Source organism: Micromonospora sp. Mcm103, assembly GCF_024519755.1.
Classification (GTDB): domain Bacteria; phylum Actinomycetota; class Actinomycetes; order Mycobacteriales; family Micromonosporaceae; genus Micromonospora; species Micromonospora aurantiaca.
On sequence record NZ_JALJRJ010000003.1, the window covers coordinates 64,776 to 86,525 of the forward strand.

The 21,750-nt window shown below is 73.3% G+C and carries 20 protein-coding genes; 7 read left to right on the forward strand and 13 right to left on the reverse strand.

The features are described from left to right. The first annotated feature begins 47 nt into the window (after window positions 1–47). A complete protein-coding gene (locus OC439_RS05210) occupies window positions 48–497 on the forward strand; it encodes a metallopeptidase family protein (RefSeq protein ID WP_018787548.1) in 450 nt (149 codons plus the stop codon). A gap of 99 nt (window positions 498–596) precedes the next feature. Here OC439_RS05210 and OC439_RS05215 read toward each other — a convergent pair whose 3' ends face one another. The 6 genes from OC439_RS05215 to OC439_RS05240 all read right to left on the reverse strand — a co-directional run bounded on the left by OC439_RS05215 (window position 597) and on the right by OC439_RS05240 (window position 7,214). Next, window positions 597–857: a WhiB family transcriptional regulator gene (locus OC439_RS05215; RefSeq protein WP_013284161.1), complete on the reverse strand. Its 261-nt coding sequence runs from the start codon at window positions 855–857 to the stop codon at window positions 597–599. Between the two features lie 460 nt (window positions 858–1,317). Further along, window positions 1,318–1,656: a hypothetical protein gene (locus tag OC439_RS05220; protein WP_013284160.1), complete on the reverse strand. Its 339-nt coding sequence runs from the start codon at window positions 1,654–1,656 to the stop codon at window positions 1,318–1,320. Between the two features lie 13 nt (window positions 1,657–1,669). Then, on the reverse strand, window positions 1,670–3,067 hold the full coding sequence (locus OC439_RS05225; RefSeq protein ID WP_262012468.1) for a DUF4331 domain-containing protein: 1,398 nt from the start codon (window positions 3,065–3,067) through the stop codon (window positions 1,670–1,672). 72 nt (window positions 3,068–3,139) lie between these two features. Beyond that, window positions 3,140–3,433, reverse strand: a complete 294-nt coding sequence (locus OC439_RS05230) for a hypothetical protein (protein WP_262012469.1) — start codon at window positions 3,431–3,433, stop codon at window positions 3,140–3,142. A 150-nt stretch (window positions 3,434–3,583) separates the two neighbouring features. Beyond that, entirely contained in the window at window positions 3,584–6,109 is a 2,526-nt protein-coding gene (locus OC439_RS05235; protein WP_262012470.1) for a bifunctional FO biosynthesis protein CofGH, read from the reverse strand. Window positions 6,110–6,278: 169 nt separating this feature from the next. Next, the gene (locus OC439_RS05240) at window positions 6,279–7,214 is read right to left on the reverse strand and encodes a hypothetical protein (protein ID WP_262012471.1); all 936 of its coding nucleotides are present in this window, start codon (window positions 7,212–7,214) and stop codon (window positions 6,279–6,281) included. A gap of 99 nt (window positions 7,215–7,313) precedes the next feature. Between OC439_RS05240 and cofD the strand changes: the two genes are divergently transcribed. Beyond that, window positions 7,314–8,261: a 2-phospho-L-lactate transferase gene (gene cofD, locus OC439_RS05245; RefSeq protein ID WP_262012472.1), complete on the forward strand. Its 948-nt coding sequence runs from the start codon at window positions 7,314–7,316 to the stop codon at window positions 8,259–8,261. Next, window positions 8,258–9,343: a coenzyme F420-0:L-glutamate ligase gene (locus tag OC439_RS05250; RefSeq protein WP_262012473.1), complete on the forward strand. Its 1,086-nt coding sequence runs from the start codon at window positions 8,258–8,260 to the stop codon at window positions 9,341–9,343. Before cofD ends, OC439_RS05250 begins: the two co-directional genes overlap by 4 nt. Before the next feature lie 15 nt (window positions 9,344–9,358). Here the strand turns inward: OC439_RS05250 and OC439_RS05255 are convergent, their stop codons facing one another. Further along, complete coding sequence (locus OC439_RS05255; RefSeq protein WP_262012474.1) at window positions 9,359–10,348, reverse strand: ArsR/SmtB family transcription factor; 990 nt, start codon at window positions 10,346–10,348, stop codon at window positions 9,359–9,361. Window positions 10,349–10,590: 242 nt separating this feature from the next. Beyond that, the gene (locus OC439_RS05260) at window positions 10,591–11,634 is read right to left on the reverse strand and encodes a DUF4185 domain-containing protein (RefSeq protein ID WP_262012475.1); all 1,044 of its coding nucleotides are present in this window, start codon (window positions 11,632–11,634) and stop codon (window positions 10,591–10,593) included. A 39-nt stretch (window positions 11,635–11,673) separates the two neighbouring features. On the opposite strand from OC439_RS05260, the gene OC439_RS05265 reads away from it, so the two are divergent. After that, window positions 11,674–12,243, forward strand: a complete 570-nt coding sequence (locus tag OC439_RS05265; protein ID WP_262012476.1) for an NUDIX hydrolase — start codon at window positions 11,674–11,676, stop codon at window positions 12,241–12,243. 55 nt (window positions 12,244–12,298) lie between these two features. Here the strand turns inward: OC439_RS05265 and OC439_RS05270 are convergent, their stop codons facing one another. Next, window positions 12,299–13,390 (reverse strand): mannose-1-phosphate guanylyltransferase, encoded by a 1,092-nt coding sequence (locus tag OC439_RS05270; RefSeq protein WP_262012477.1) that lies wholly within the window; start codon window positions 13,388–13,390, stop codon window positions 12,299–12,301. A 64-nt stretch (window positions 13,391–13,454) separates the two neighbouring features. Continuing rightward, on the reverse strand, window positions 13,455–14,600 hold the full coding sequence (locus tag OC439_RS05275; protein ID WP_194798512.1) for a glycosyltransferase family 4 protein: 1,146 nt from the start codon (window positions 14,598–14,600) through the stop codon (window positions 13,455–13,457). Between the two features lie 150 nt (window positions 14,601–14,750). Between OC439_RS05275 and OC439_RS05280 the strand changes: the two genes are divergently transcribed. Then, a complete protein-coding gene (locus OC439_RS05280) occupies window positions 14,751–15,440 on the forward strand; it encodes a TIGR03089 family protein (protein ID WP_262012478.1) in 690 nt (229 codons plus the stop codon). A gap of 10 nt (window positions 15,441–15,450) precedes the next feature. On the opposite strand, the gene OC439_RS05285 is transcribed toward OC439_RS05280, so the two are convergent. Further along, window positions 15,451–17,442 (reverse strand): acetoacetate--CoA ligase, encoded by a 1,992-nt coding sequence (locus OC439_RS05285; protein ID WP_262012479.1) that lies wholly within the window; start codon window positions 17,440–17,442, stop codon window positions 15,451–15,453. Between the two features lie 153 nt (window positions 17,443–17,595). Next, complete coding sequence (locus tag OC439_RS05290) at window positions 17,596–18,111, reverse strand: acyl-CoA thioesterase (protein WP_262012480.1); 516 nt, start codon at window positions 18,109–18,111, stop codon at window positions 17,596–17,598. Window positions 18,112–18,134: 23 nt separating this feature from the next. On the opposite strand from OC439_RS05290, the gene OC439_RS05295 reads away from it, so the two are divergent. Further along, a complete protein-coding gene (locus OC439_RS05295) occupies window positions 18,135–18,788 on the forward strand; it encodes a hypothetical protein (protein ID WP_262012481.1) in 654 nt (217 codons plus the stop codon). 53 nt (window positions 18,789–18,841) lie between these two features. Here the strand turns inward: OC439_RS05295 and OC439_RS05300 are convergent, their stop codons facing one another. Then, window positions 18,842–20,005 carry an acyl-CoA dehydrogenase family protein gene (locus OC439_RS05300; RefSeq protein ID WP_262012482.1) on the reverse strand — a complete coding sequence of 388 codons (1,164 nt, stop codon included), beginning with the start codon at window positions 20,003–20,005 and terminating at the stop codon, window positions 18,842–18,844. A gap of 247 nt (window positions 20,006–20,252) precedes the next feature. Between OC439_RS05300 and OC439_RS05305 the strand changes: the two genes are divergently transcribed. Continuing rightward, window positions 20,253–21,680 carry a UDP-glucose dehydrogenase family protein gene (locus OC439_RS05305; RefSeq protein WP_013284143.1) on the forward strand — a complete coding sequence of 476 codons (1,428 nt, stop codon included), beginning with the start codon at window positions 20,253–20,255 and terminating at the stop codon, window positions 21,678–21,680. Window positions 21,681–21,750: the final 70 nt, after the last annotated feature.

Below are 21,750 nucleotides of genomic sequence, written 5' to 3' on the forward strand. Positions count from 1 at the left end.
GCCGCGCGACGGCGGGTGGACCGCCGGCCCGGGCTACCCTGTCCGTCATGACGAGCCCCCAGAACCGCCGCCCCGGCTCCGGCCGGCGCACCCACCGTGACCGGCACGGTCGCGGGCTGCGCGGGCGGCTGGTGCCGGCCACGGTGCCGCTGGCGCGGACGAAGGCCGAGGTCTTCGACGATCTGGTGCTCGACACGGTGGAGACGCTCGAACGCCGGTTCGCCAAGGAGCTGGCCGGGGTGGAGTTCGCGGTCGAGGACGTCCCGCCGGATCTGAACGTCTACGACTCGGACGTGCTGGAGGACGGCGAGGTGCCGCTGGCCCGGCTGCTGCCGGGGCGGCCCGGCCGCCAGGAGGTGCCGCCGCGGATCGTGCTCTACCGGCGGCCGCTGGAGTTCCGCGCGATGGACCGCGAGGACCTCGCCGACCTGGTGCACGACGTGATCATCGAGCAGGTGGCGAATCTGCTCGGCGTCGACCCGGACGAGCTGGCCTGACCGGGCCGGCCGGACAGGCGCCGCCACCCGGCCGGACGCGCCGGCCGGACGACGACCCGGGTCCGGGCGGCCCCCACCGCCCGTGGACCCGTACGTGGATCAGGCGGCGACCCGCCGCTTGAGCTTGCGCCGCTCCCGCTCGGAGAGGCCACCCCAGATTCCGAACCGCTCGTCGTGGCCGAGCGCGTACTCCAGGCATTCCGTCTTCACTTCGCACCGCGAGCAGATGCGCTTCGCCTCGCGGGTCGAGCCGCCCTTCTCGGGAAAGAACGCCTCCGGGTCGGTCTGCGAGCAGAGCGCTCGCTCCTGCCACTCCGGCGCGTTCCCGAGCAGGTCGGCCACCTCGAGCTGGCCGTCCATCGATTGCCTCCTTGTCGCGCACCGGCGTCATTCGCCGCTGCAACCCCCCACGCGAAAGGCGTGCCTGTCCGTACGGTCACCATTTGTTGCGTTCCGTGCGAACAACCCCATTCAAATTACACGCGTGTAATGCGTGCGCCGTCAAGCCAAACTTGATAATGGAGTCGCCCTCCCGACACGTCCGTGACGACCGCCCCGGTCGCCCGTAGCCTCGCAACCTGCCCTATCGATTCAGACCCCGGACGAGTAACGCCCTCCCCGGCGAGTTGCCGGAAGTTTTCTGCCGTGGCGCATCGCCGACAGGCCGGCCGGACGCCCCCGCCGGCCGCTCGTACCAAGATCAGAATTGGTGGGGCAAAGGGTAACCCGCTTCCCGCGGTACCGCCCGTCGAGCCGTCCAACGCCGACCGCGCCCCGTCCATCATGTGGACGGGGCGCGGGTCCCGGCGCGACTGACGGATCAGTCCAAGCGGGCTGGTGAGCTGGTGGGCCAAACGAATTCGGCGATCGACCCACCGGTGACCGAGATCGCGCCGGCGGACGTACTCTCGTCCCACCAGACGGTATACACACCCGCCTCCAGATCCGGGTAGACCGCACTGTGGAACACCCCGTCCCGGACGTGCCGCTCGCGTACGGCGGAGTGGGTCCGCGGGCCGTCGAGGTCCACGCGGCTGATCTCGATCTCCCGGCCGTGCAGGTCCCGCCCGGTGTGGATGATCAGCGCGCCCCGGTCACCGCCGAGGTCGAGCACGACGCTGCCGACCTCCGACGGGCCGAGATCGTGATGGTGTGACATTCGCCGGCTCCCGTCAGGACTTCTTCGCCTGCGGGTTGCCGAACCCGTCGTACGGCGTGCCGAGGAACGGGAAGTCGGCCAGGAACGGCGCTGTCACGTCGGCCGCGCTCAGGCCCGGTGTCACCGCCGCCGCGGCGGCGTCCGGCCGGAACGTCTTGTCGACCAGCGGCACGGTCAACCCGGCGATGGCGCGCAGCGCGATCGTCACCACGTCGTCGGCGGGACGGCGGCCGTTGGGGAAGCCGGCCAGGTCGCCGCCGAGCACACCGAACCGGTCCGGGGTACGGCTGGGCCGGATCGCCGTGTTCAGCCGCAGCATGTCCGCCTGCACGTCGCCTGTGGTGTTGGCGAAGCCGTCGATCAGTCCGGCCGGGACGCCGGTGAGCAGGATCGCCACCAGGTCGGCACGCGGCTTCTTGGACTTGTTCAGCGCGTCCAGATTGGGGAACACGCCCGGGTAGAGCGCCGGCAGCAGCCCGGCCAGCTCGGGCCGCTCCACGAACCCGGCGAACCGCTTGTCCTCCGACGGCGGCAGCGTGTTCCAGACGTCCTTCCTGGACATCGGCACGATGACCTCGTTGAACAACGGGTTACCGAGTCGCGACACCTGCGTGAAGGGCCCGGCGGCGGTGTCGGCGGCGACCCGGTCCCCCAGCACCCGCACCTGTTGGCGGGACGCGCTGGTCCAGACCCCGATCGTCGAGGCACGGTCGGCGTAGCCGTAGCGGGACGCCTTGCGGCGTACCTGGCGCAGCGGCACCTGCACGGCGAGGCTGTGCACGTTGAGCCGGTCCAGCGCGTTCACCGGCTCGCCCTCGGTCCGGAACAGCTTCTTGCCGGCGACGTGCAACTGCTGGAACGGCCGCAGCGTGCCCAGGTCGAACACCGCGCCCAGGTCGACGAAGAAACCGTCGGCGCGTTGCCCGGCGAACACCTTCTCGCCGGTGGACAGCTTGAACGTCGCCTGCCGGACCAGGTTCTGGTAGTTCGGCGTGGACAGCGGTCCGACGTTGCACGGCGGGCAGGGCAGTTTGTGCGCCAGCACCCGCGCGCGACCGTCCGCGATCCGGGTCAGCCGGTAGAACTGGCGCCGGTTCCAGTTCTTGCTCTCCAGCGACTCGATCGGCCCGGTGTTGTAGAGAAAACTGTTCTGGTTCGTGATCTCGGTAGTGAATTCGAAACGATAGGTGACGTCCGGATAACCGTCCCCGTCGTTGTCGATGTGAATCTCGTACCGGACGTCGTCACCGAACTCGAAGAAGTTCGGGCCGCCGGAGGGAAGCTGCACCGGCACGTAGTTGGCGATCAACGTGACCGTGTCCGGCTGGCTCGGCGTGACGAACGCGTACAGGTCGGAACTGTCGGCGACCGGATCCTTGGCGATCTCCGGGGCCTCGCGGTGAGAGGACATGGCGGACGCACCTTCGTCGGGGGAACGGAAGTCGGAACCGGCGCCGGGAGCCCGCGCCGGCGGAGGGTGGGATCAGCGCCGGCCGGCGGCGCGCACCAGGCGGTCGGCCAGGCCGCGGTCGCGTACCTCGACCCGGTTGGCGCCGACGAAGACGTCCATGACGCCGGCCGCGGCGTCGCGGAGATGGACCACGATCGGCTCGTCGCGCCGGCTCGCCGTGGGGGCGTTCTGCGCGGCGGACAGGCCCGGCACGGTGAGGGCGGCGGCGCCCAGTGTCGCGCTCGCCGCGGCGGTGAGCGTCTGCCTGCGGGTCAACCGCGGCCAGGTCCGCCGTTTCGGCGCCTCGGTGGTCTCGTCAGTGCTCATCGGCAACCTTTCCGGACCGGCGCCGCAGCGCCGCAGCGGGCCGGGCGCCCGGACACCGCCGGGCCCCGGTTCGGGGTCACCGGCGGCGGTCCTCGCCGAAACCGCCGCCGGCATCCACAGGTACGGGCCGCGGCGGGGAAAGGTTCGACCTCAGGCGCGGGCGTGACCGTACGCGGTCGTCCGCTTGCGGAACGGCCGCCCTGCGGCGGTCGCGATGGCGCGCAACTGCTCCTCGGTACGGGCCGACCCGTTGCCCGAGCCGGCCATCCGGGAGATCGTCTCCTCCATCAACGTGCCGCCCAGGTCGTTGCAGCCGCCGCGCAGCATCTCCACGGTGCCCGCGTCGCCGAGCTTCACCCAGGAGCACTGGATGTTGTCGATCCGGCCGTGCAGCAGCAGCCGGGCCATCGCGTGCACCACCCGGTTCTCGCGCCAGGTCGGGCCCGGGCGGGCGATGCCGGCCAGGTAGATCGGCGCGTTCGTGTGCACGAACGGCAGGGCCACGAACTCGGTGAACCCGCCGGTACGGTCCTGCACGCCGGCCAGCACCCGGAAGTGGGCGAGCCACTGGCCCGGGTGGTCCACGTGGCCGTACATCATCGTGGAGCTGGACCGGATGCCCAGCTCGTGGGCCGTGCTCACCACCTCGACCCAGGCGGAGGCCGGCAGTTTGCCCTTGGTGAGCACCCAGCGCACGTCGTCGTCGAGGATCTCGGCGGCGGTGCCCGGGATGGTGTCCAGCCCGGCCTCGCGGAGCTGGAGCAGCCACTCCCGCACCGGCACGCCGGCCTTCGCGGCGGCGGTGACGATCTCCATCGGGGAGAACGCGTGCACGTGCATGTCCGGCACCCGCGCCTTGATCGCGCGGACGATGTCGGCGTAACCGGTGACCGGCATCTTCGGGTCGATGCCGCCCTGGAGGCAGACCTCGGTCGCGCCGGCCGTCCACGCCTCCTCGGCCCGGTCGGCGACCTGCTCCAGCGAGAGCCGGAACGCGTCGGCGTCGCTCTCCCGCTGGGCGAACGCGCAGAACCGGCAGCCCACGTAGCAGACGTTCGTGAAATTGATGTTGCGGTTGACCACGTAGGTCACGTCGTCGCCGACCGCGTCCCGGCGCGCGTCGTCTGCGAGCCGGCACAGCTCGTCCAGCGCCGGGCCGTCCGCGCCGAACAGCGCCAGCGCCTCGGCCTCGTGCGCCGGCGTCAGCAGCGCCGCCGGGTCGCCAGCCGCCAGCCGTAGGCCCGCGCGCAGGTCGGCGTCCGCGCCACCACCCACTGGTACGCCGGCGCGCGCCTCCGGCGCCACCTTGCCGGCCACCTCGGCCCAGTCGCCGTACACGCTGTCGAAGTCGCCCCGCCGGTCGTCGGTACGGCCGGTGACGTCGATGGTGACGTGCAGGTCGGTGCGGCCGCCGTACACCTCCTCCGGCTCCTGCCAGGGCCGTCCCTCCGGGCGGGCCGCCTCGACCGCGAGCCCGGTGGCCGGGTCGGCGAGCGCGCTCACGTGCGGCAGCAGGCGCGGATCGAGCCACGGCTCGCCCGCCCGGACGTACTCCGGGTAGACGGTCAACCGCTCGCGCAGCGTGAACCCGGCACTCGCGGTACGCGCCGCCAGCTCGTCCAGGTGCGGCCAGGGCCGCTCCGGGTTGACGTGGTCGGGCGTGACCGGGGAGACGCCACCCCAGTCGTCGATGCCGGCGCGCAGCAGCAGGTCGTACTCGCCCGCGATGAGGTTCGGCGGGGCCTGGATGCGGGCCTTCGGGCCGAGCAGCACCCGGGCCACCGCCACGGTGGCGGCCAGGTCGTGCAGCTCCGCGTCGGGCATGCCGCGCATCGCGGTGTCCGGCTTGGCGCGGAAGTTCTGCACGATCACCTCCTGGAGGTGGCCGTACTCCCGCATCGCCCGGCGGATCGCGAAGATCGCGTCGACCCGCTCGGCCCGGTCCTCGCCGATGCCGATCAGGATGCCCGTGGTGAACGGCACTCCGACCCGGCCGGCGTCGTCGAGCACCCGCAGGCGTACCGCGGGTTCCTTGTCCGGCGAGCCGTAGTGCGGGCCGCCGGGCTCGGACCAGAGCCGGGTGGCCGTGGTCTCCAGCATCATGCCCATGCTCGGCGCGACCGGCTTGAGTCGCTGCAGCTCCGACCAGGTGAGCACGCCCGGGTTCAGGTGCGGCAGCAGGCCGGTCTCCTCCAGCACCGCCACCGCGCAGGCGCGCAGGTAGTCCAGCGTCGAGTCGTACCCCCGCTCGTCCAGCCAACGGCGGGCCGCCGGCCACCGCTCCTCGGGCCGGTCGCCGAGCGTGAACAGCGCCTCCTTGCAGCCCTGCGCGGCGCCCTCGCGGGCGATCGCCAGCACCTCGTCGCGTTCCAGGTAGGCGGCGGGCAGCCGGTGCGGCACGGTGGCGAACGTGCAGTAGTGGCAGCGGTCCCGGCAGAGCCGGGTCAGCGGGATGAAGACCTTCTTCGAGTACGTGACCACGCCCGGCCGCCCGGCGTCGCGCAGCCCGGCGTCGCGGATGTCGCCGGCGATCCGGAGCAGGTCGTCGAGCATCGGCCCGCGAGCGGCCAGCAGCGCGCTCGCCTCGCCGGCGTCGAGCGCCCGGCCGGTGGCGGCCCGCCCCAGTGCCCGCCGGATGCTGGCCTCGGTCGGTTCGGGGTCGCTGCGATCAACCATCCGCCCAGCCTAGGCGCTGCCGCACGGCCGGATGCCCGCCCCCGGTCGCGATCCGGGCAGCGGGACGAACCGGGTGGTCCCCCGCACAGCGGCGGGCGGGACGGTGCGGGCTGGTGGCGGGCCCGAGGTGGCGGCGGGCGAGGATGCTCCGTCGCCCGCCGCCCGGACCTCAGCGGGGCTGGTTCGGGTCCTCGCGGTCGAACCGCTGGGTGCGCTCGTCGTCGGCGGCGGCCGACGGCGCGCCCGGCTCGGCGGACTGGCGCGGGATCGCCTGCGTCGGGTCGGCCGACGGCGGCTGGCCGAACGGCGGCGCCGACTGCGACGAGCCGTACTGCGGCGCCTGCTGCGGACCGCCGTACGGGGCGCCGGCCTGCGGGTCGGCGGACGGCGGGCCGGACTGCGGCGCATGCGGCGGGGCGGTGTTGAACGGCGGCGCCGACTGCGGCTGGCCGTACGGACCGGGCTGCTGCGGCCAGCCGGGCGGCGGCGAGCCGGCCTGCGGGAAGCCCGGGCCGGGCTGCTGCGGGTAGCCGCCCGGACCGGGGTAGCCGCCGGGCTGACCCGGCTGCTGCGGCCAGCCGGGCTGGGCCTGGCCGTACACGCCCGGCTGCGGCTTGGGCTTCGGCACGTAGTAGAGCGTGCGCCAGATCTTGAACACCACGAACGCGGCGACCCCGAAGATCGCCAGCCACGCCACGCGGGTGAGCAGACCGAGGAACGCGTCCAGCACCTCACCGTCGGCGAGCCGGCCGACCAGCCAGATCAGGAACGTCAGCGCGCCGAACACGACGGACACGGCGTACTCGACGAGCGCCACCTGCGTGATCAGCTTGGCCTTTGGTACGACCGGGAGGATCGCGGTGGCGATCAGGACGGCGAGCAGCGGCAGGACCGTCGACTCCAGGCCGACGAAGGTGAAATACGTGCTCCCGGCCCGGCCGCTGGCCGTGCTGTAGTCGTCGATCGGCAGCAGGCGCACCAGGCCGACGAAGAGAAGCACGGCGTTGGCGCCGAGAAGGACGAGCGCTGCGAGTTCGCGCAACGGCTTGATCAACTGGCTGGCCTGCGCGGCGTCGCCGGACGCGGGCTCGGCGGGGCTGGTCACGGACTCCCCCAGGGGACGAAAGCGGACAGTTGCCGAAGTGAGCGTAGTCTCTCCGGCCACCGGACGATCGATGGCGGCGCGTGCGGAAGGATGGACGCCATGCGCATCGTGGTACTGACCGGCGGCATCGGGGGCGCCCGTTTCCTGCTCGGCGTGCGGGCGTACGCCCGCGAGGTGGGCGCCGAGGTGACCGCCGTGGTGAACGTCGGCGACGATCTGCTGCTGCACGGGCTGAAGGTCTGCCCCGACCTGGACAGCGTGCTCTACACGCTCGGCGGCGGCGCCGACCCGGAGCGCGGCTGGGGCCGGGCGGGCGAGACCTGGACGGTGAAGAACGAGCTGGCCGCGTACGGCGCGGAGCCGAGCTGGTTCGGCCTCGGCGACAAGGACGTCGCCACCCACCTGGTGCGCACCCAGATGATCAACGCCGGCTACCCGTTGTCCCAGGTGACCGAGGCGCTGGCGGCCCGCTGGCAGCCGGGCGTACGGCTGCTGCCCGCCACCGACGACCGCCTGGAGACCCACGCCGTCGTCACCGACGAGCAGGGCCGGCGGGCGATCCACTTCCAGGAGTGGTGGGTTCGCCATCGAGCAGGCGTACCCACCGACCGGTTCGTCTTCGTCGGTGCCGACGCGGCGAAGCCCGCGCCCGGCGTGGTCGAGGCGATCGCCGCCGCGGACGTGGTGCTGATCGCGCCGAGCAACCCGGTGGTGAGCATCGCGCCGGTGCTGGCGGTGCCCGGTCTGCGCGACGCGGTGACCGGCGGGCCGGCCCCGGTGATCGGGGTGTCGCCGATCATCGGCGGCGCGCCGGTACGCGGCATGGCCGACCGCTGCCTCGCCGTGCTCGGCGTGGAGTGCAGCGCGGCCGGCGTGGGCGGCCTCTACGGCGCCCGGCCGGCGGGCGGCCTGCTCGACGGCTGGCTGGTCGCGCCGGAGGACGAGGGCACCGTGGTGCCGGACGTGACCGTCCGCGCCGCGCCGCTGCGGATGACCGACGAGGCGGCGACCGCCGCGATGGTGCGCGCCGCGCTGGAGTTGATGTGAGGCTGGAGATCCTGCCGGTGCAGGGCATCGGCGACGTGACCGAGGGCGACGACCTGGCGGCGCTGATCACCGGTGCGGCGCCCTGGCTGCGCGACCACGACGTCCTGGTGGTCACCAGCAAGATCGTGTCGAAGGCGGAGGGCCGGCTGGTCGACGTGCCGGCCGACGGCCCGGAACGGCTCGCCGAGCGGGACCGCATCCTGGCCGGGGAGACCGCCCGGGTGGTGGCGACGCGGGGCGCGACCCGGATCGTGCAGACCCACCACGGGTTCGTGATGGCTACCGCCGGCATCGACGCCTCGAACGTGGACAAGACCCGGCTGGTCCTGCTGCCCGTCGACCCGGACGCGTCCGCCCGGGCGCTGCGCGCCGCGCTGCGCGACAGGTACGGCCTCGACGTGGCGGTGATCGTCAGCGACACGATGGGCCGGCCGTGGCGCAACGGACTGACCGACGTGGCGCTCGGGGTCGCCGGCATGCCGGCGATCCGCGACCACCGGGGCGAGGTCGACCCGTACGGCAACGAGCTGTTCGTCACCCAGATGGCGGTGGTCGACGAGCTGGCAGCGGCCGGTGAGCTGATCAAGGGCAAGTGCGACCAGGTGCCGGTCGCCGTGGTGCGGGGTTACCTCGCCGCGACCCGGGACGACGACGAGGGCGCCCGCACGCTGGTGCGCGACGCCTCGATGGACCTGTTCTCGCTCGGCACGGCCGAGGCGCGCGCCGCCGGTCTGCGGGCGGCGGCGACGCTCGCGGACCGGGTCGGCCCCGAGCCCGCCGATGCGGACGCGGTGCGGCGGGCGATCGAGGCGGTGGCCGACGTGGTCGCGCCGGGCACCGTCTTCACCCACGTCACCGACGACGAGGTACGCGACGGACTGGCCGCGACGGTGCCCGGCTGGCCCGCCTCGGCCACCGGCCTGCTGCTCGGCGCGGCGCCCACCCCGGTCGACCGGGCGGACCTGGTCCGGTTCGGCGCGGATTTGCAACGCCTGCGCGCCGCGCTGGCCGCGGAGGGGATCGACTCGACGTTGCTCCCGCCCCCGTCCGGCAGCGCCGCGAGCGCCACGCTGGCGCTCTGACTCCGGCGGGCGTGCTCAGGCGTCGAGGACGGCCCGGCCCAACGGGGTGAGCGTGTGCAGGACGGTGTTGCGGTCACGCTGGCTGACCAGCAGTCCCGCGTTGCGCAGCACCGTGGTGTGCTGGCTGGCCGCGGCGGCGGAGATGCGCAGCCGGCGGGCCATCTCGCCGGTGGTGCAGCCCTCGTCGGCGGCCTGGAGCACCCGGGAGCGGGTACGGCCGAGCAGGGCGGCGAGCGCCTCGCCCTGCGGTGACGCGGCGGCGCCGGACGCGGGCGTCAGGCCGGCGAGCCGGTCCACCGGGTAGACCAGCACCGGCGGCAGCGTCGGGTCGACGAGCGCCACCGGCGTACGCGAACAGAAGAACGACGGCACGAGCAGCAGCCCCCGGCCGTCCAGGTGCAGTTCCCGCGTGTCCGGGTAGTCGAGCACCTCAAGCACGCCCGAGACCCAGCGCATGTTCGGCCGCAGGCTGGCCAGCAGCCCTTCGGCGCCGCCGTCGAGCATGGCACGCGCACGCCGGGCGCGGTCCGCCTCGACCGCCGCCTGCACCCGGGCCCAGTAGGGCGTGACCGCCAGCGACTGGTAGCGGGCCATGGCGTCGGTGAGGTGGTGCAGCGTCTCCGGTTCGCCGCGGGCGAGCGCGGTGGCCGACGACGGCAGCGCTGTCTCCCCGGCCAGCCGCGTCAGGTCGCGGCGCAGCATGTCCACAGGGGTGCCCCGGACGGCGTCCAGCCCGGCCTCGATGCCCTCCCGGCTGGCGGACGGGGTGAGGAAGTCGGGGAAGTAGCCGCGCGGTGGGTTGAGCGCGAGCAGCAGCCGGTACTGCTCGGCGTCGGTGTCGGTCCGCAGTCCGTGCGCCACGGTGCGCCGCCACGTGGTCATCATCGGGTCCCGGCTGCGCCCCTGGAGCAGGTGCAGGCTGAGGACCAGCTCCCAGAGCGGGTCCGCGGCCGGTGCGACCCGGGTCCGCAGGACGTCCTCGCCCGAGAAAATGATCTTCAACATGGATTGCTCCCGTGCGGACGGCGGGGGTGCCAGCCACACTTCGCACTGTACCCGCCGGCACTAATCTCCATCTTTAAGCGTCAGGTGAAAAACCTCGACGGCGGGCGGGCGGGTTGGGCAAACTCTCTGTTGCCTGCCGACGCCGGGGCGCAACATCGACCCGGACGCCGGCTGACGGGCGTGGCCGGGTGGCACCACGAGGGTCTGCGACTTCAGTCGCAGGGGTGCCGCCCGGCCCTCGCTCATCCGATCCAGAGCGCCACCCGATGGTCCTCGTCGGTGACGTAATAGCAGCGTCCCGCCAGCTCGGCCAGCCCCTCCACGTGGTGGAACGGCGCCAGCTCCGCGACCACCTCCCCCGCCACCAGGGCGTCCCCGCCCGCGTCGTGCCGGAACCGCACGTGCCGGGAGGTCACCTCACCGCCGTGCGGGTGGTCGTCAAGCAGCACCGAACCCTTGCCCAGCGCGTCGATCGACCCGGTCACCGCCGCATATCCGCCGTCGCCGGTCGGCGTGATCGCGCGGAAGCCGGCGAGCGCGCCGGGCGGCGTCACCCCGGTCAGCGCGTACGCCCCGAGCGCCCGCAGGTCACCCGAGTGCTCCGGGTCGTCGAACATCTCCGGTACGCCGGCCAGCTCGACGTAGACCGGCTCCCCCGCGGCGGTCACCGGGAACCGCAGGCCCAGCAGCGCCGTACCGGCCGGGGTGAACGCCGCCGCCTCCACGTTGACCGGCAGGTCGTCGGCGGCCAGCCGGGTCACCCAGCTCTTGGCGCGGGCGGTACCCCGGGCCAGCGTCTCCACGATGAACCGCTCCCGGACCCGGTCGCCGGCCGGCAGCAGCGTCAGCGGGGCCGCGGCGAGCGCGTCGTTCACCGCCCGGTGCAGCCGGAAGCGGTTGCGCACCACGTGCACCGGCAGCGGCCCGGCCACCGCGTCGTCCTCCCGGAACCGGGCCACGAACGCGCGCCGGGGCCGCAGCGGGCCGCGCTTGGACCCGAAGTGCGAGCCGAAGACGTACACCCAGCCGTCGTGGTGGGCCAGCGCCTCGCCGTCCTCGGTGCGGCCGTTCTCCGGGCCCGCGTCGGCGGCCACGTGGTGCGCCTCCCAGTGGCCGTCGTCGCGTTCCAGCAGCAGCGCCAGGCACTGCTCGACCGGCCCCTCGTCCAGCACGGTCCAGAAGCCGCGGCGCGCGCCGTGCGCCCGCAGCAGCGTGGCCGACCGCACCGGCAGGAGGTCGCTTGCCTCGTTGCCGGCCACCAGGAACTCGACGAGTCGCAGGGTCACCGCGCCAGGGTACGGAGGCGGCGCTCGTAGAGTGTCCGGGTGCCCGACCTCACCTCGTACACCGAACTGCACGCCGACGCCGTCGCGACGCTGAGCCGCTGGACGGCGACCAGCCCCGCCGCGGGCGCCGCCCGGGACCGCACGCTGGCGCTGCTGGCCGACGGGCCGGTCGCGATGAGCCGGACGCACCGCGCCGGGCACGTCACGGCGAGCGCGCTGGTGCTCGACCCGGACGGCCGGGTGCTGCTCTGCCTGCACGGCAAGATCCGCAGGTGGATGCAGCTCGGCGGGCACTGCGAGCCCGGCGACCGGACGCTCGCGGCCGCCGCTCTGCGCGAGGCCACCGAGGAGTCCGGCATCACCGGCCTGACCGTCGAGCCGGAGCCGATCGACGTGGACATCCACGAGGTCACCTGCCAGGGCGGGTCGTTCCACTACGACGTCCGGTACGCCGCCCTGGCCCCGGCGGGCGCGGTCGAGCGGGTCAGCGCGGAATCCGAGGCGCTCGGCTGGTTCCCGCCGGACCGGCTGCCCGAGCCGCTCGCCCACGCCACCGCCCAGCTCGTGCCGCCGGCGCTCGCGGTGCTGGCCCGCCACGCCGGCGGCTGAGCGCCGGTACCGCGCCGGGCGGCCGGACGCGTGCCCCCTCCGGCGGCCCGGCGGATCAGACCAGGCCCTCCTCGCCGCGTTCCTTCAGCTCGTCCACGATCTTCTTCACGTCCTGCGCGCGGTCGCGCGGGCAGACCAGCAGCGCGTCCGGGGTGTCCACGACGATCAGGTCGTGCACCCCGACGGTCGCCACCAGCCGGCCGGAGTGCGGCACCACCACGGTGCCTGTGGTGTCGTGCAGCAGCACGCCCGGCTTGGCGTCCCCGCCCAGCACCACGTTGCCGGCGCCGTCGGCGGGCAGCACCTCGCCGAGCGTGTGGAAGTCACCCACGTCGTTCCAGCCGAAGTCGCCGGGCACCGTACCCACCCGGCCCGCAGTCGCCGCGCCCTCCATCACCGCGTAGTCGACCGAGATCCGGGGCAGCGTCGGCCAGATCCGGCCGAGCACGTCGTCCTGCTCCGGGGTGCCCCAGGCCGCCGCGATGGCGGTGATCCCGGCGTGCAGCTCCGGCTGCTGGCGGGCCAGCTCGGACAGGAAGACGTCCACCCGCCAGACGAACATGCTGGCGTTCCAGAGGTGCCGCCCGGAACGGACGTACACCTCGGCCACCTCGGCGGCCGGCTTCTCCTTGAACTCGCGTACCGGGCGCAGCGTGCCGTCACCCACCGGCTCACCGGTCTCCAGGTAGCCGTAGCCGGTCTCCGGACGCGTCGGGGTGATGCCCACAGTCATCAGCAGCCCCTGCTCCGCGCCCCGGATGGCCTGCCGTACCACCTCGGCCAGCCGGGCCGGGTCGCCGATCAGGTGGTCGGCGGCGAACGAGCCCATCACCGCGTCCGGGGTCCGGGTGGCGATCACCGCCGCGGCCAGCGCGATCGCGGCGCAGGAGTCCCGCGGCGACGGCTCGACCAGGATGTTCTCCTCCGGCAGGCCAGCCAGTTGCCGAGCCACCGCCGCGGCGTGCGCGGCACCGGTGACCACGAGCGTGCGCTCCGGAGTGGTCAACGGCGACAACCGGTCGACGGTGGCCTGCAACAGCGAGGCGGCGGTGCCGGTCAGCGGGTGGAGGAATTTGGGATGGCCGGCACGGGACAACGGCCACAACCTCGTGCCGCTGCCGCCCGCCGGGATGACGGCGTAGAACATCAGCACATCATGCCCGAAGCGGGCGAGCCGTCACGGTCGGTCGCCCGGGACCGGCAGCCGGCGCTCAGGACCGGGCCCGTCGCCACGCCGCGATGTGGACCTCGGCACTGGACTCCCAGGTGAACTCCTTGGCCCTGTCGAAACCGGCCTTGGCCAGGGACAGCCGCCGCTGCTCGTCGTCCAGCAGGGCGGCCAGGTCGGTGGCGATCTGGTCCGGGTCCTCGCTGGTGTAGGCCACCGCGTCGCCGCCCACCTCGGGCAGGGACAGGCGCGGCGTGGTGAGCACCGGGGCGGCGCACGCCATCGCCTCCAGGATCGGCAGGCCGAAGCCCTCGCCGTACGAGGGGTAGGCCGCCACCAGCGCGCCGCCGAGGAAGCCGGGCAGGTCGGCGTAGCGCAGGTAACCCGGGCGCAGCAGCCGCAGGTGCGACGGGACCTCGGCCACCGCGCGGTCGATGTCGTCGTCGTGGCCCTGGCCGCCGGCCACCACCAGCGCGGGCGGGTTCGGCCGGTCGGCCACCGCCCGGGCCCAGCCGCGGATCAGGTTGGGTACGTTCTTGCGCGGCTCCTTCGCCCCGAGGAACGCGATGTAGCTGCTGTCGCCGAGGCCCAGGCGGGCCCGGACACGTGCCTTCTCCTCGTCACCGGGCGCGTGGAACGCGTCCTGGTCGACGCCGTGGTAGGCGACGTCGATCCGGGTCGGGTCGGCGTCCAGCAGCCGGATCAGCTCGTCGCGGGTCGCCTTGCTCGGCACGATCACCCGGCCGGCCCGGCGCAGCGACGTCTTGATCGCGCTGCGGAAGAACGTCCGGCGCGACTTGTCGTAGTGCTCCGGCTCGGTGAAGAAGGTCGCGTCATGCACGGTCACAGTCACCGGGCAGCCGGCGCGCAGCGGGCAGGTGTAGAACGGCGAGTGCAGCACCTCGGCGCCGACCTGCTGGGCCAGCAGCGGCAGGCCGGTCTGCTCCCAGGCCAGGCGCGCCGGCCGGTGCGCGACCGCCGCCGGGGCGGGGATCACCTCCGCGCCGGGCAGCATCCGGGTGTAGCGCTCCAGGTCGGTGCGGAGGCTGACCACGGCCAGGTCGACGCTGGTGCCGCAGACCCGGCCCAGCGCGCCGAGCAGTCCGTCGACGTATCTACCGACGCCGCCACGGTCGGCGGGGACACTCGTGGCGTCGATGAGAACGCGGGGCGGGCGACCGGCGGTCACGGGGCGACTCCTCAGGTGGCGCAGTTGTGGGGAAGAACACTCTCGGCAAGCCTACGCCGGGCCCGGCGGAAGGCGCTGACCGCGACCCGACGGTACGCCGACTTGTCGTTGTCATCGAGTACGCACGCGGGGCGCGTATCGTTCGCGCCGATGGCCGACAACATTGCCCGGGTGTTCGCCGACGCGATCGCGACCGACCCCACCCGACCGCTGCTGACCTGGTACGACGACGCCACCGGCGAGCGCACCGAACTTTCCGGGGCGACGCTCGCGAACTGGGTGGCGAAGACCGCGAACCTGCTCACCGACGAGGTGGGCGCCGCGCCCGGCGACACGGCCGGGGTGCTGCTGCCGCCGCACTGGCAGACCGCCGCAGTGCTGCTCGGCTGCTGGTCGGCGAAGCTGACGGTGACCGGCACGCCGGGGCCGGTGGAGGCGCTGTTCGTGGCCGTCGACCGGGTCGACGAGGCGGCCGGGTGGCCGGCCGGCGAGCGGTACGCGCTGGCGCTCGACCCGTTCGCGCTGCCGATGCGGCAGGTGCCGGCGGGCTGCACCGACTTCGTCGGGGCGGTACGCGGGCACGGTGACCACTTCACGCCGTACCCGGCCGCCGGGGACGGGGACGCGGCGCTGCTGGCCCGCGCGCGGGCGCGCGCGATCGAGCTGGGCCTGACCCAGGGCGACCGCCTCCTGGTAGACGTGACCACCCACCCCGACCCGGTCGACTGGCTGCTCACCCCGCTCACGGCAGGCGCGAGCGTGGTCGCGTGCGCCCACCCCGACCCGGCCCGCCTGCCTTCCCGCGCCGAAACCGAGAAGACCACCCACACCCTGCGCTGACCCTCCAGCGTCAGCGAGGGGAGACGGGGGTGTCGGTGGTGGCCCGGCGCTGGGCCAGGGCGGCGAACGCCGTCAGGGACTCGGGGTTGGCCAGGGCGCCCTTGGCCGCCGCGCTGTCCACCGGGGTACCCGTCAGGATCTTCTTGACCGGCACCTCCAGCTTCTTCGCGCTCAGCGTGCGGGGCACGGCCCGGACCTGGTGGATCTCGTCCGGCACGTGCCGCGGCGACAGCGCCGTACGCAGCTCCCGGCAGATCTTCTTACGCATGTCGTCGTCGAGTTCCAGGCCCTCGGCCAGCACCACGAACAGCAGCAGCTCACCCGCGCCGCCCTCGTCGTCCTCCAGGTGCACGACCACCGAGTCGACCACCTCGTCCAGCCCCTCGACCACGGAGTAGAACTCGGCGGTGCCGAGGCGTACGCCGCCCCGGTTGAGCGTGGCGTCGGACCGGCCGGTGATCACGCACCCGCCGCGCTCGTTCACCGTGATCCAGTCGCCGTGCCGCCACACCCCGGGATAGACCTCGAAGTACGCCTCCCGGTAGCGCGCGCCGTCCGGGTCGTTCCAGAACCCGACCGGCATGCTCGGCATCGGCTCGGTGATCACCAGCTCGCCGAGCTGCCCGATCACCGCGCTGCCGTCGGCCGAGCGGGCCTCCACCTTCGCGCCCAGCGCCCGGCAGGCGATCTCCCCCGCGTACACCGGCAGCAGCGGCACGCCGCCGACGAACCCGGTGCACACGTCGGTGCCGCCGGACAGCGACTGGAGCTGGAGGCGGTCGCTCACGTTCTCGTACACCCAGGTGAAGCCCTCGGCCGGCAGCGGCGCGCCGGTCGAGCCGAGGCCGCGCACCGCGGACAGGTCGGCGACCTCGCGCGGCACCAGGCCGGCCTTGCGGCAGGCCAGCAGGAACGGCGCGGACGTGCCGAAGTACGTGGTGCCGGTGTCGGCGGCCAGCCGCCACAGCGCGCCCAGGTCGGGGTTGCCCGGGTTGCCGTCGAACAGCACGATCGCCGCGCCCACCGCCGGGCCCGAGACCAGGAAGTTCCACATCATCCAGCCGGTCGTGGTGAACCACAGGAACCGGTCGGACGGGCCCAGGTCGTGGTGCAGCGCCAGCATCTTGAGGTGTTCCAGCAGGATGCCGCCGTGGCCGTGCACGATCGGCTTGGGCAGGCCCGTGGTGCCGGAGGAGTAGAGCACGTAGAGCGGGTGGTCGAACGCCACCGGCGTGAACGTCAACGGCTCGTCCGTCGGCGCCGCCAGCTCCGCCCACGGCAGCGCGCCGTCGGGGGCCGGGCCGTCCGGATCGAGGTACGCGATGGCGACCGTGTGCCGCAGCGACGGCAGCGCGGCCCGGATCGCGGCCACCTCGGCGCGCCTGTCGACAGGCTTGTCGCCGTACCGGTAGCCGTCCACGGCGACCAGGACCGTCGGTTCGATCTGCTGCCAGCGGTCGGTGACGCTGCGGGTGCCGAACTCGGGCGCGCAGGAGGAGAAGATCGCGCCCAGGCTGGCCGTGGCGAGCAGCAGGACGTACGTCTCCGGGATGTTCGGCGCGTACGCGGCCACCCGGTCGCCCGGTCCCACGCCGAGGCGGCGCAGCCCGGCCGCCACCCGGCGGACCCGCTCGCGCAGCTCGGCGGCGGTGAGCGTCTCCGGCGCGCGCGTCTGACCGTGCGCGATCACCGCCGGGTCGTCGTCGCCCAGACCCGGCATGCGCAGCACGTTCTCGGCGTAGTTGAGCGTCGCGCCGGGGAACCAGCGGGTGCCCGGCATGGCCCGGTCGGTGAGCGTGGCGGTCGGCGGGGTGTGCGCGACCACCTGGAAGTAGTCCCAGATCGAACGCCAGAACGCGTCCAGGTCGGTCACCGACCACTGCCACAGCGCGTCGTAGTCGGCGAACTCCAGCCCGCGGTGCTCGGCCAGCCAGCGCAGGTAGTCACCGATCCGGGACCGCTCCCGCACGTCCGCCGGCGGCGTCCACAGCACGTCAGCCACTGTTCCACCCTCCCCTGGGCCCGCCACGACGGTGTGCCGGAGCCGTGGCGCCATCTTGCCCTACCTCGTGCCGCCATTGTCCGCGCCGGGGGCGCCGTACGGGGCGTGCCCCGCCCACACCCCGCACCCCGCACCGGTGTGGGCGGGCACCCGTCAGCCGGCGCGGTGGGCCTGGATCGCGCGGCGCCGGGCGAGCCGGTGCGCGCGCCGGATCTCGGCCTCCCGGAAGCGGCGCTCGTCGTCCGGCGTCTCGGGCAGCACCGGGCGGACCGGCCGGGGCGTGCCACCCACGTCGACGCCCACGAACACCAGGTACGCGGTGGCGACCCGGACCGGCTCCTCCTCGGCCGAGTCCCAGCGCTCGGCGACCACCTTCACCCCGACCTCCATCGAGGTCTGGCCGGTCCAGTTGATCTGGGCGTGGGCGTGCACCAGATCGCCCACCCGGACCGGCTCGGAGAAGACGATCTCGTCGATGGACGCGGTCACCGCGGTGCCGCCGCTGTGCCGCGCCGCGGCCGCTCCGGCAACGTCGTCCACGAATTTCATCAGTACCCCACCGTGCACGGTCCCGTACAGATTGACATCGACCGCGGTCATGATGCGACTGAGCGTGACGCGGGAGTACGAGGTCGGCTTACCCGGCGGGACCGCGGGATGATCTGTCATGCCGAAAACGGTACGGTGCGCGGATGCGACATCTCTGGAGCTTCCTCGCCGGGTTGGCGGTGGCGCCCGTCACCTGGGTGCTCGTCACGCTCGGTCAGGACGGATCTGAGCGGACCGTCGACCGCTGGGTGGAGATCGGGACGTACAGCACGCCGAACCTGATCGAGCCGGCCGTCTATCTGGGCGTCGCCGGCATCCTGCTCGGCCTGCTCGGCACGTTGCGCTTCTCGCCGTTCGGCCCGCTGGCGGCCGGCCTGCTGCTCGCGGTCCCGTACGTCGGGCTGTTCGTCGCGCCGTTCAGCGTGCGGGACCGGGTGCCGGACGACCTGAAGCTGCTCGGTGACCCGCTGCCGCTGCGCGACCCGCTGGACAACGGCACGCTGTTCCTCATCGGGGTGCTGCTGCTGATGGCCGTGTTCAGCACGAGCCGCTGGCGGCGTCCCGCCACACCCGCGACGGCCGAGGCGGAGCTGACCCCGGCCGTCACACCGGTGGAGCACAAGCCGACGCTCACCGACTGGCCGCCGGCGCCGGCGAAGGACCCGGACACGCCGCCGCTAACGCTGGCGTACCCCGAGTCCCCCACCGAACCGCTGCCCCGCCGCACCGGCGGCGAGTCGCCGTGGTCCGCGCCCCCGCGCGGCGCGGGCCGGCCGGAGGGCACCGAGAGCCGCTGAACGATTGCGGGCGGGCCGGTACGTGACCGGCCCGCCCGCCCGAACGTCGCTCGTCAGCCCTTGAGCAGCTGACGCGCCATGACGATGCGCTGCACCTGGTTGGTGCCCTCGTAGATCTGGGTGATCTTGGCGTCCCGCATCATCCGCTCGACCGGGTAGTCGCGGGTGTACCCGTAGCCGCCGAGCAGCTGGACCGCGTCGGTGGTGATCTCCATGGCGGCGTCGGACGCGAAGCACTTGGCGGCCGCGCCGAAGTAGGTCAGGTCCGCGTCGCCGCGCTCGGACTTGCCGGCGGCGGCGTACGTGAGCTGCCGCGCCGCCTCCAGCTTCATGCCCATGTCGGCGAGCATGAACTGGATGCCCTGGAAGTCGGCGACCGGCTTGCCGAACTGCTTGCGCTCCTGGACGTAGCCCTTGGCGTAGTCCAGCGCGCCCTGCGCGATGCCGACCGCCTGGGCGGCGATGGTGACCCGGGTGTGGTCCAGCGTCTTCATCGCGGTGGCGAAGCCGGTGCCCTCGGCGCCGATCATGCGGTCGGCGGGGATCCGGACGTTGTCGAAGTAGACCTCGCGGGTGGGCGAGCCCTTGATGCCGAGCTTCTTCTCCGGGGCGCCGAAGCTGACGCCCGGGTCGGACTTCTCCACCACGAACGCGGAGATGCCCCGGGACCGGGCTGTGGGATCGGTCACGGCGAACACGGTGTAGTACTCGGACACGCCCGCGTTGGTGATCCACCGCTTCACGCCGTTCAGCACCCAGTGGTCTCCGTCACGTACCGCCTTCGTGGTCATCGAGGCGGCGTCGCTGCCCGCCTCGGGCTCCGAGAGGCAGTAGGAGAACATGCCCTCCCCGGCCGCGACCGGGGTGAGGTACTTGCGCTTCAGCTCCTCGGAGCCGGCCAGCAGCAGCGGCATGGTGCCCAGCTTGTTCACCGCCGGGATCAGCGAGGACGACGCGCAGGCCCGGGCCACCTCCTCGATCACGATGGCCGTGGCCAGGGCATCAGCGCCGGCGCCGCCGTACTCGACCGGGATGTGCGGGGCGTGGAAGTCGGCGGCGCGCAGGGCCTCGTAGGACGCCTTGGGGAACTCACCTGTCTCATCCGCCTCGGCGGCGTGCGGAGCCACCTTGGCCGCACAGACCTCACGGACCGCCTCCCGGATCGCCTCGTGCTCCTCCGGCAACCGGTAGACGTCGAACGACTGCTCTGCGGCCATGTCGGCCCTCCCCTTTCACCGCTATCATGCGCAGTCTGTGCCGCCCGGGGGCCGACGACTGCCGCAAACTGAAGGATAGCCACCGGCCCCGGCCGAACCTTACCGGCGGGTAGGCTCGCGCCCGAGCCTCGCCCGCCCGACCCCATTACCCTCACAGCAGACATCCAGTTCCCTCGGTGCCCGGCCTCGGCGCCCCAGCAGAATGCGACGCGTGGAAGCGCCGCCAGTGCGAGCGGAGAAGACAGGCGTGACGATTCCGTACCCGAACACCCAGCCGATGCCCGCCATCGCCGCGGTGACCCCGCCGTCCGGCGCCGCCCGCCCGCGGGTGACCTTCCTCGGCACCGGCTACCTCGGTGCGACCTACGCCATCTGCTATGCGGAGCTGGGCTACGAGGTGCTCGGCTTCGACGTGGACGCCGACAAGATCGCCAAGCTGAACGCCGGCGAGGTGCCGATCCACGAGCCGGGCCTCGACGAGCTGCTGCGGCGCAACCTCGCCGCCGGCCGGCTGCGGTTCAGCACCGACATCCAGGAGACCGCCGACTTCGGCGACGTCCACTTCATCTGCGTCGGCACCCCGCAGCGGGCCGACGGGATGGGCGCCGACCTGTCGTACGTCGAGGCGTCCGTGACCAGCCTCGCCCAGCACCTGACCCGCAAGGCGCTGATCGTCGGCAAGTCCACCGTGCCGGTGGGCACCGCCGAGTGGGTGGAGCAGCTCGTCGGCAAGCACACCCCGGCCGACCTCGGCGTCGAGGTGGCGTGGAGCCCCGAGTTCCTCCAGGAGGGCTTCGCCGTCGACGACGTGCTGCGTCCGAACCGGATCGTGGTCGGCGTCAAGAGCGAGTGGGCCAACGGCATGCTGTTCGCCGCCCACAAGGGCGTCTTCGACCTGGCCGCCACCGAGGACCGCGAGGTGCCGCTGGTGGTCACCGACTTCGCGACCGCCGAGCTGGTCAAGGTCGCCGCGAACGCGTTCCTCGCCACCAAGATCTCCTTCATCAACGCGATGGCCGAGGTCTGCGAGGCGGCCGGCGGCGACGTCACCCAGCTCGCCCGCTCGATCGGCTACGACCCGCGCATCGGCAACCGGTTCCTCCAGGCCGGGCTCGGTTTCGGCGGTGCCTGCCTGCCCAAGGACATCCGCGCGTTCCAGGCCCGCGCGCAGGAGCTGGGCGCCGGTGAGGCGCTGCGCTTCCTGCACGAGGTCGACCTGATCAACCAGCGCCGCCGCAGCCGCGTCGTGCAGCTCGCCGCCGAGCTGCTCGGCCGCCGCTCCGGGCCGGCCGGCCCGGACCTGTCCGGCACGCGGGTCGCGGTGCTCGGCGCCACGTTCAAACCCAACACCGATGACGTACGCGACGCGCCGGCGCTCGCGGTCGCCTCGCTGCTCGGCAAGGCCGGCGCCGACGTGCACGTGTTCGATCCGCAGGGGGTCGAGAACGCGCGCCGGGCGGTGCCCGAGCTGACGTACGAGGAGACGATGAACGACGCCGTCCGCGGCGCCGACCTGGTCTGCGTGCTCACCGAGTGGGCCGAGTTCCGCAACGCCGACCCGGTGGCCCTGGGCGAGCTGGCGAACGGCCGCAAGGTGGTCGACGGGCGCAACTGCCTCGACTCCACACTGTGGACGCAGGCCGGCTGGGAGTACCGCGGCATGGGCCGCCCCTGATCCGCTGAGCGCGCGGACCGGCCGCCTGGGAACGTCTCCCGGCGGCCGGTCCGTTTTTGTTGTCCGGAAC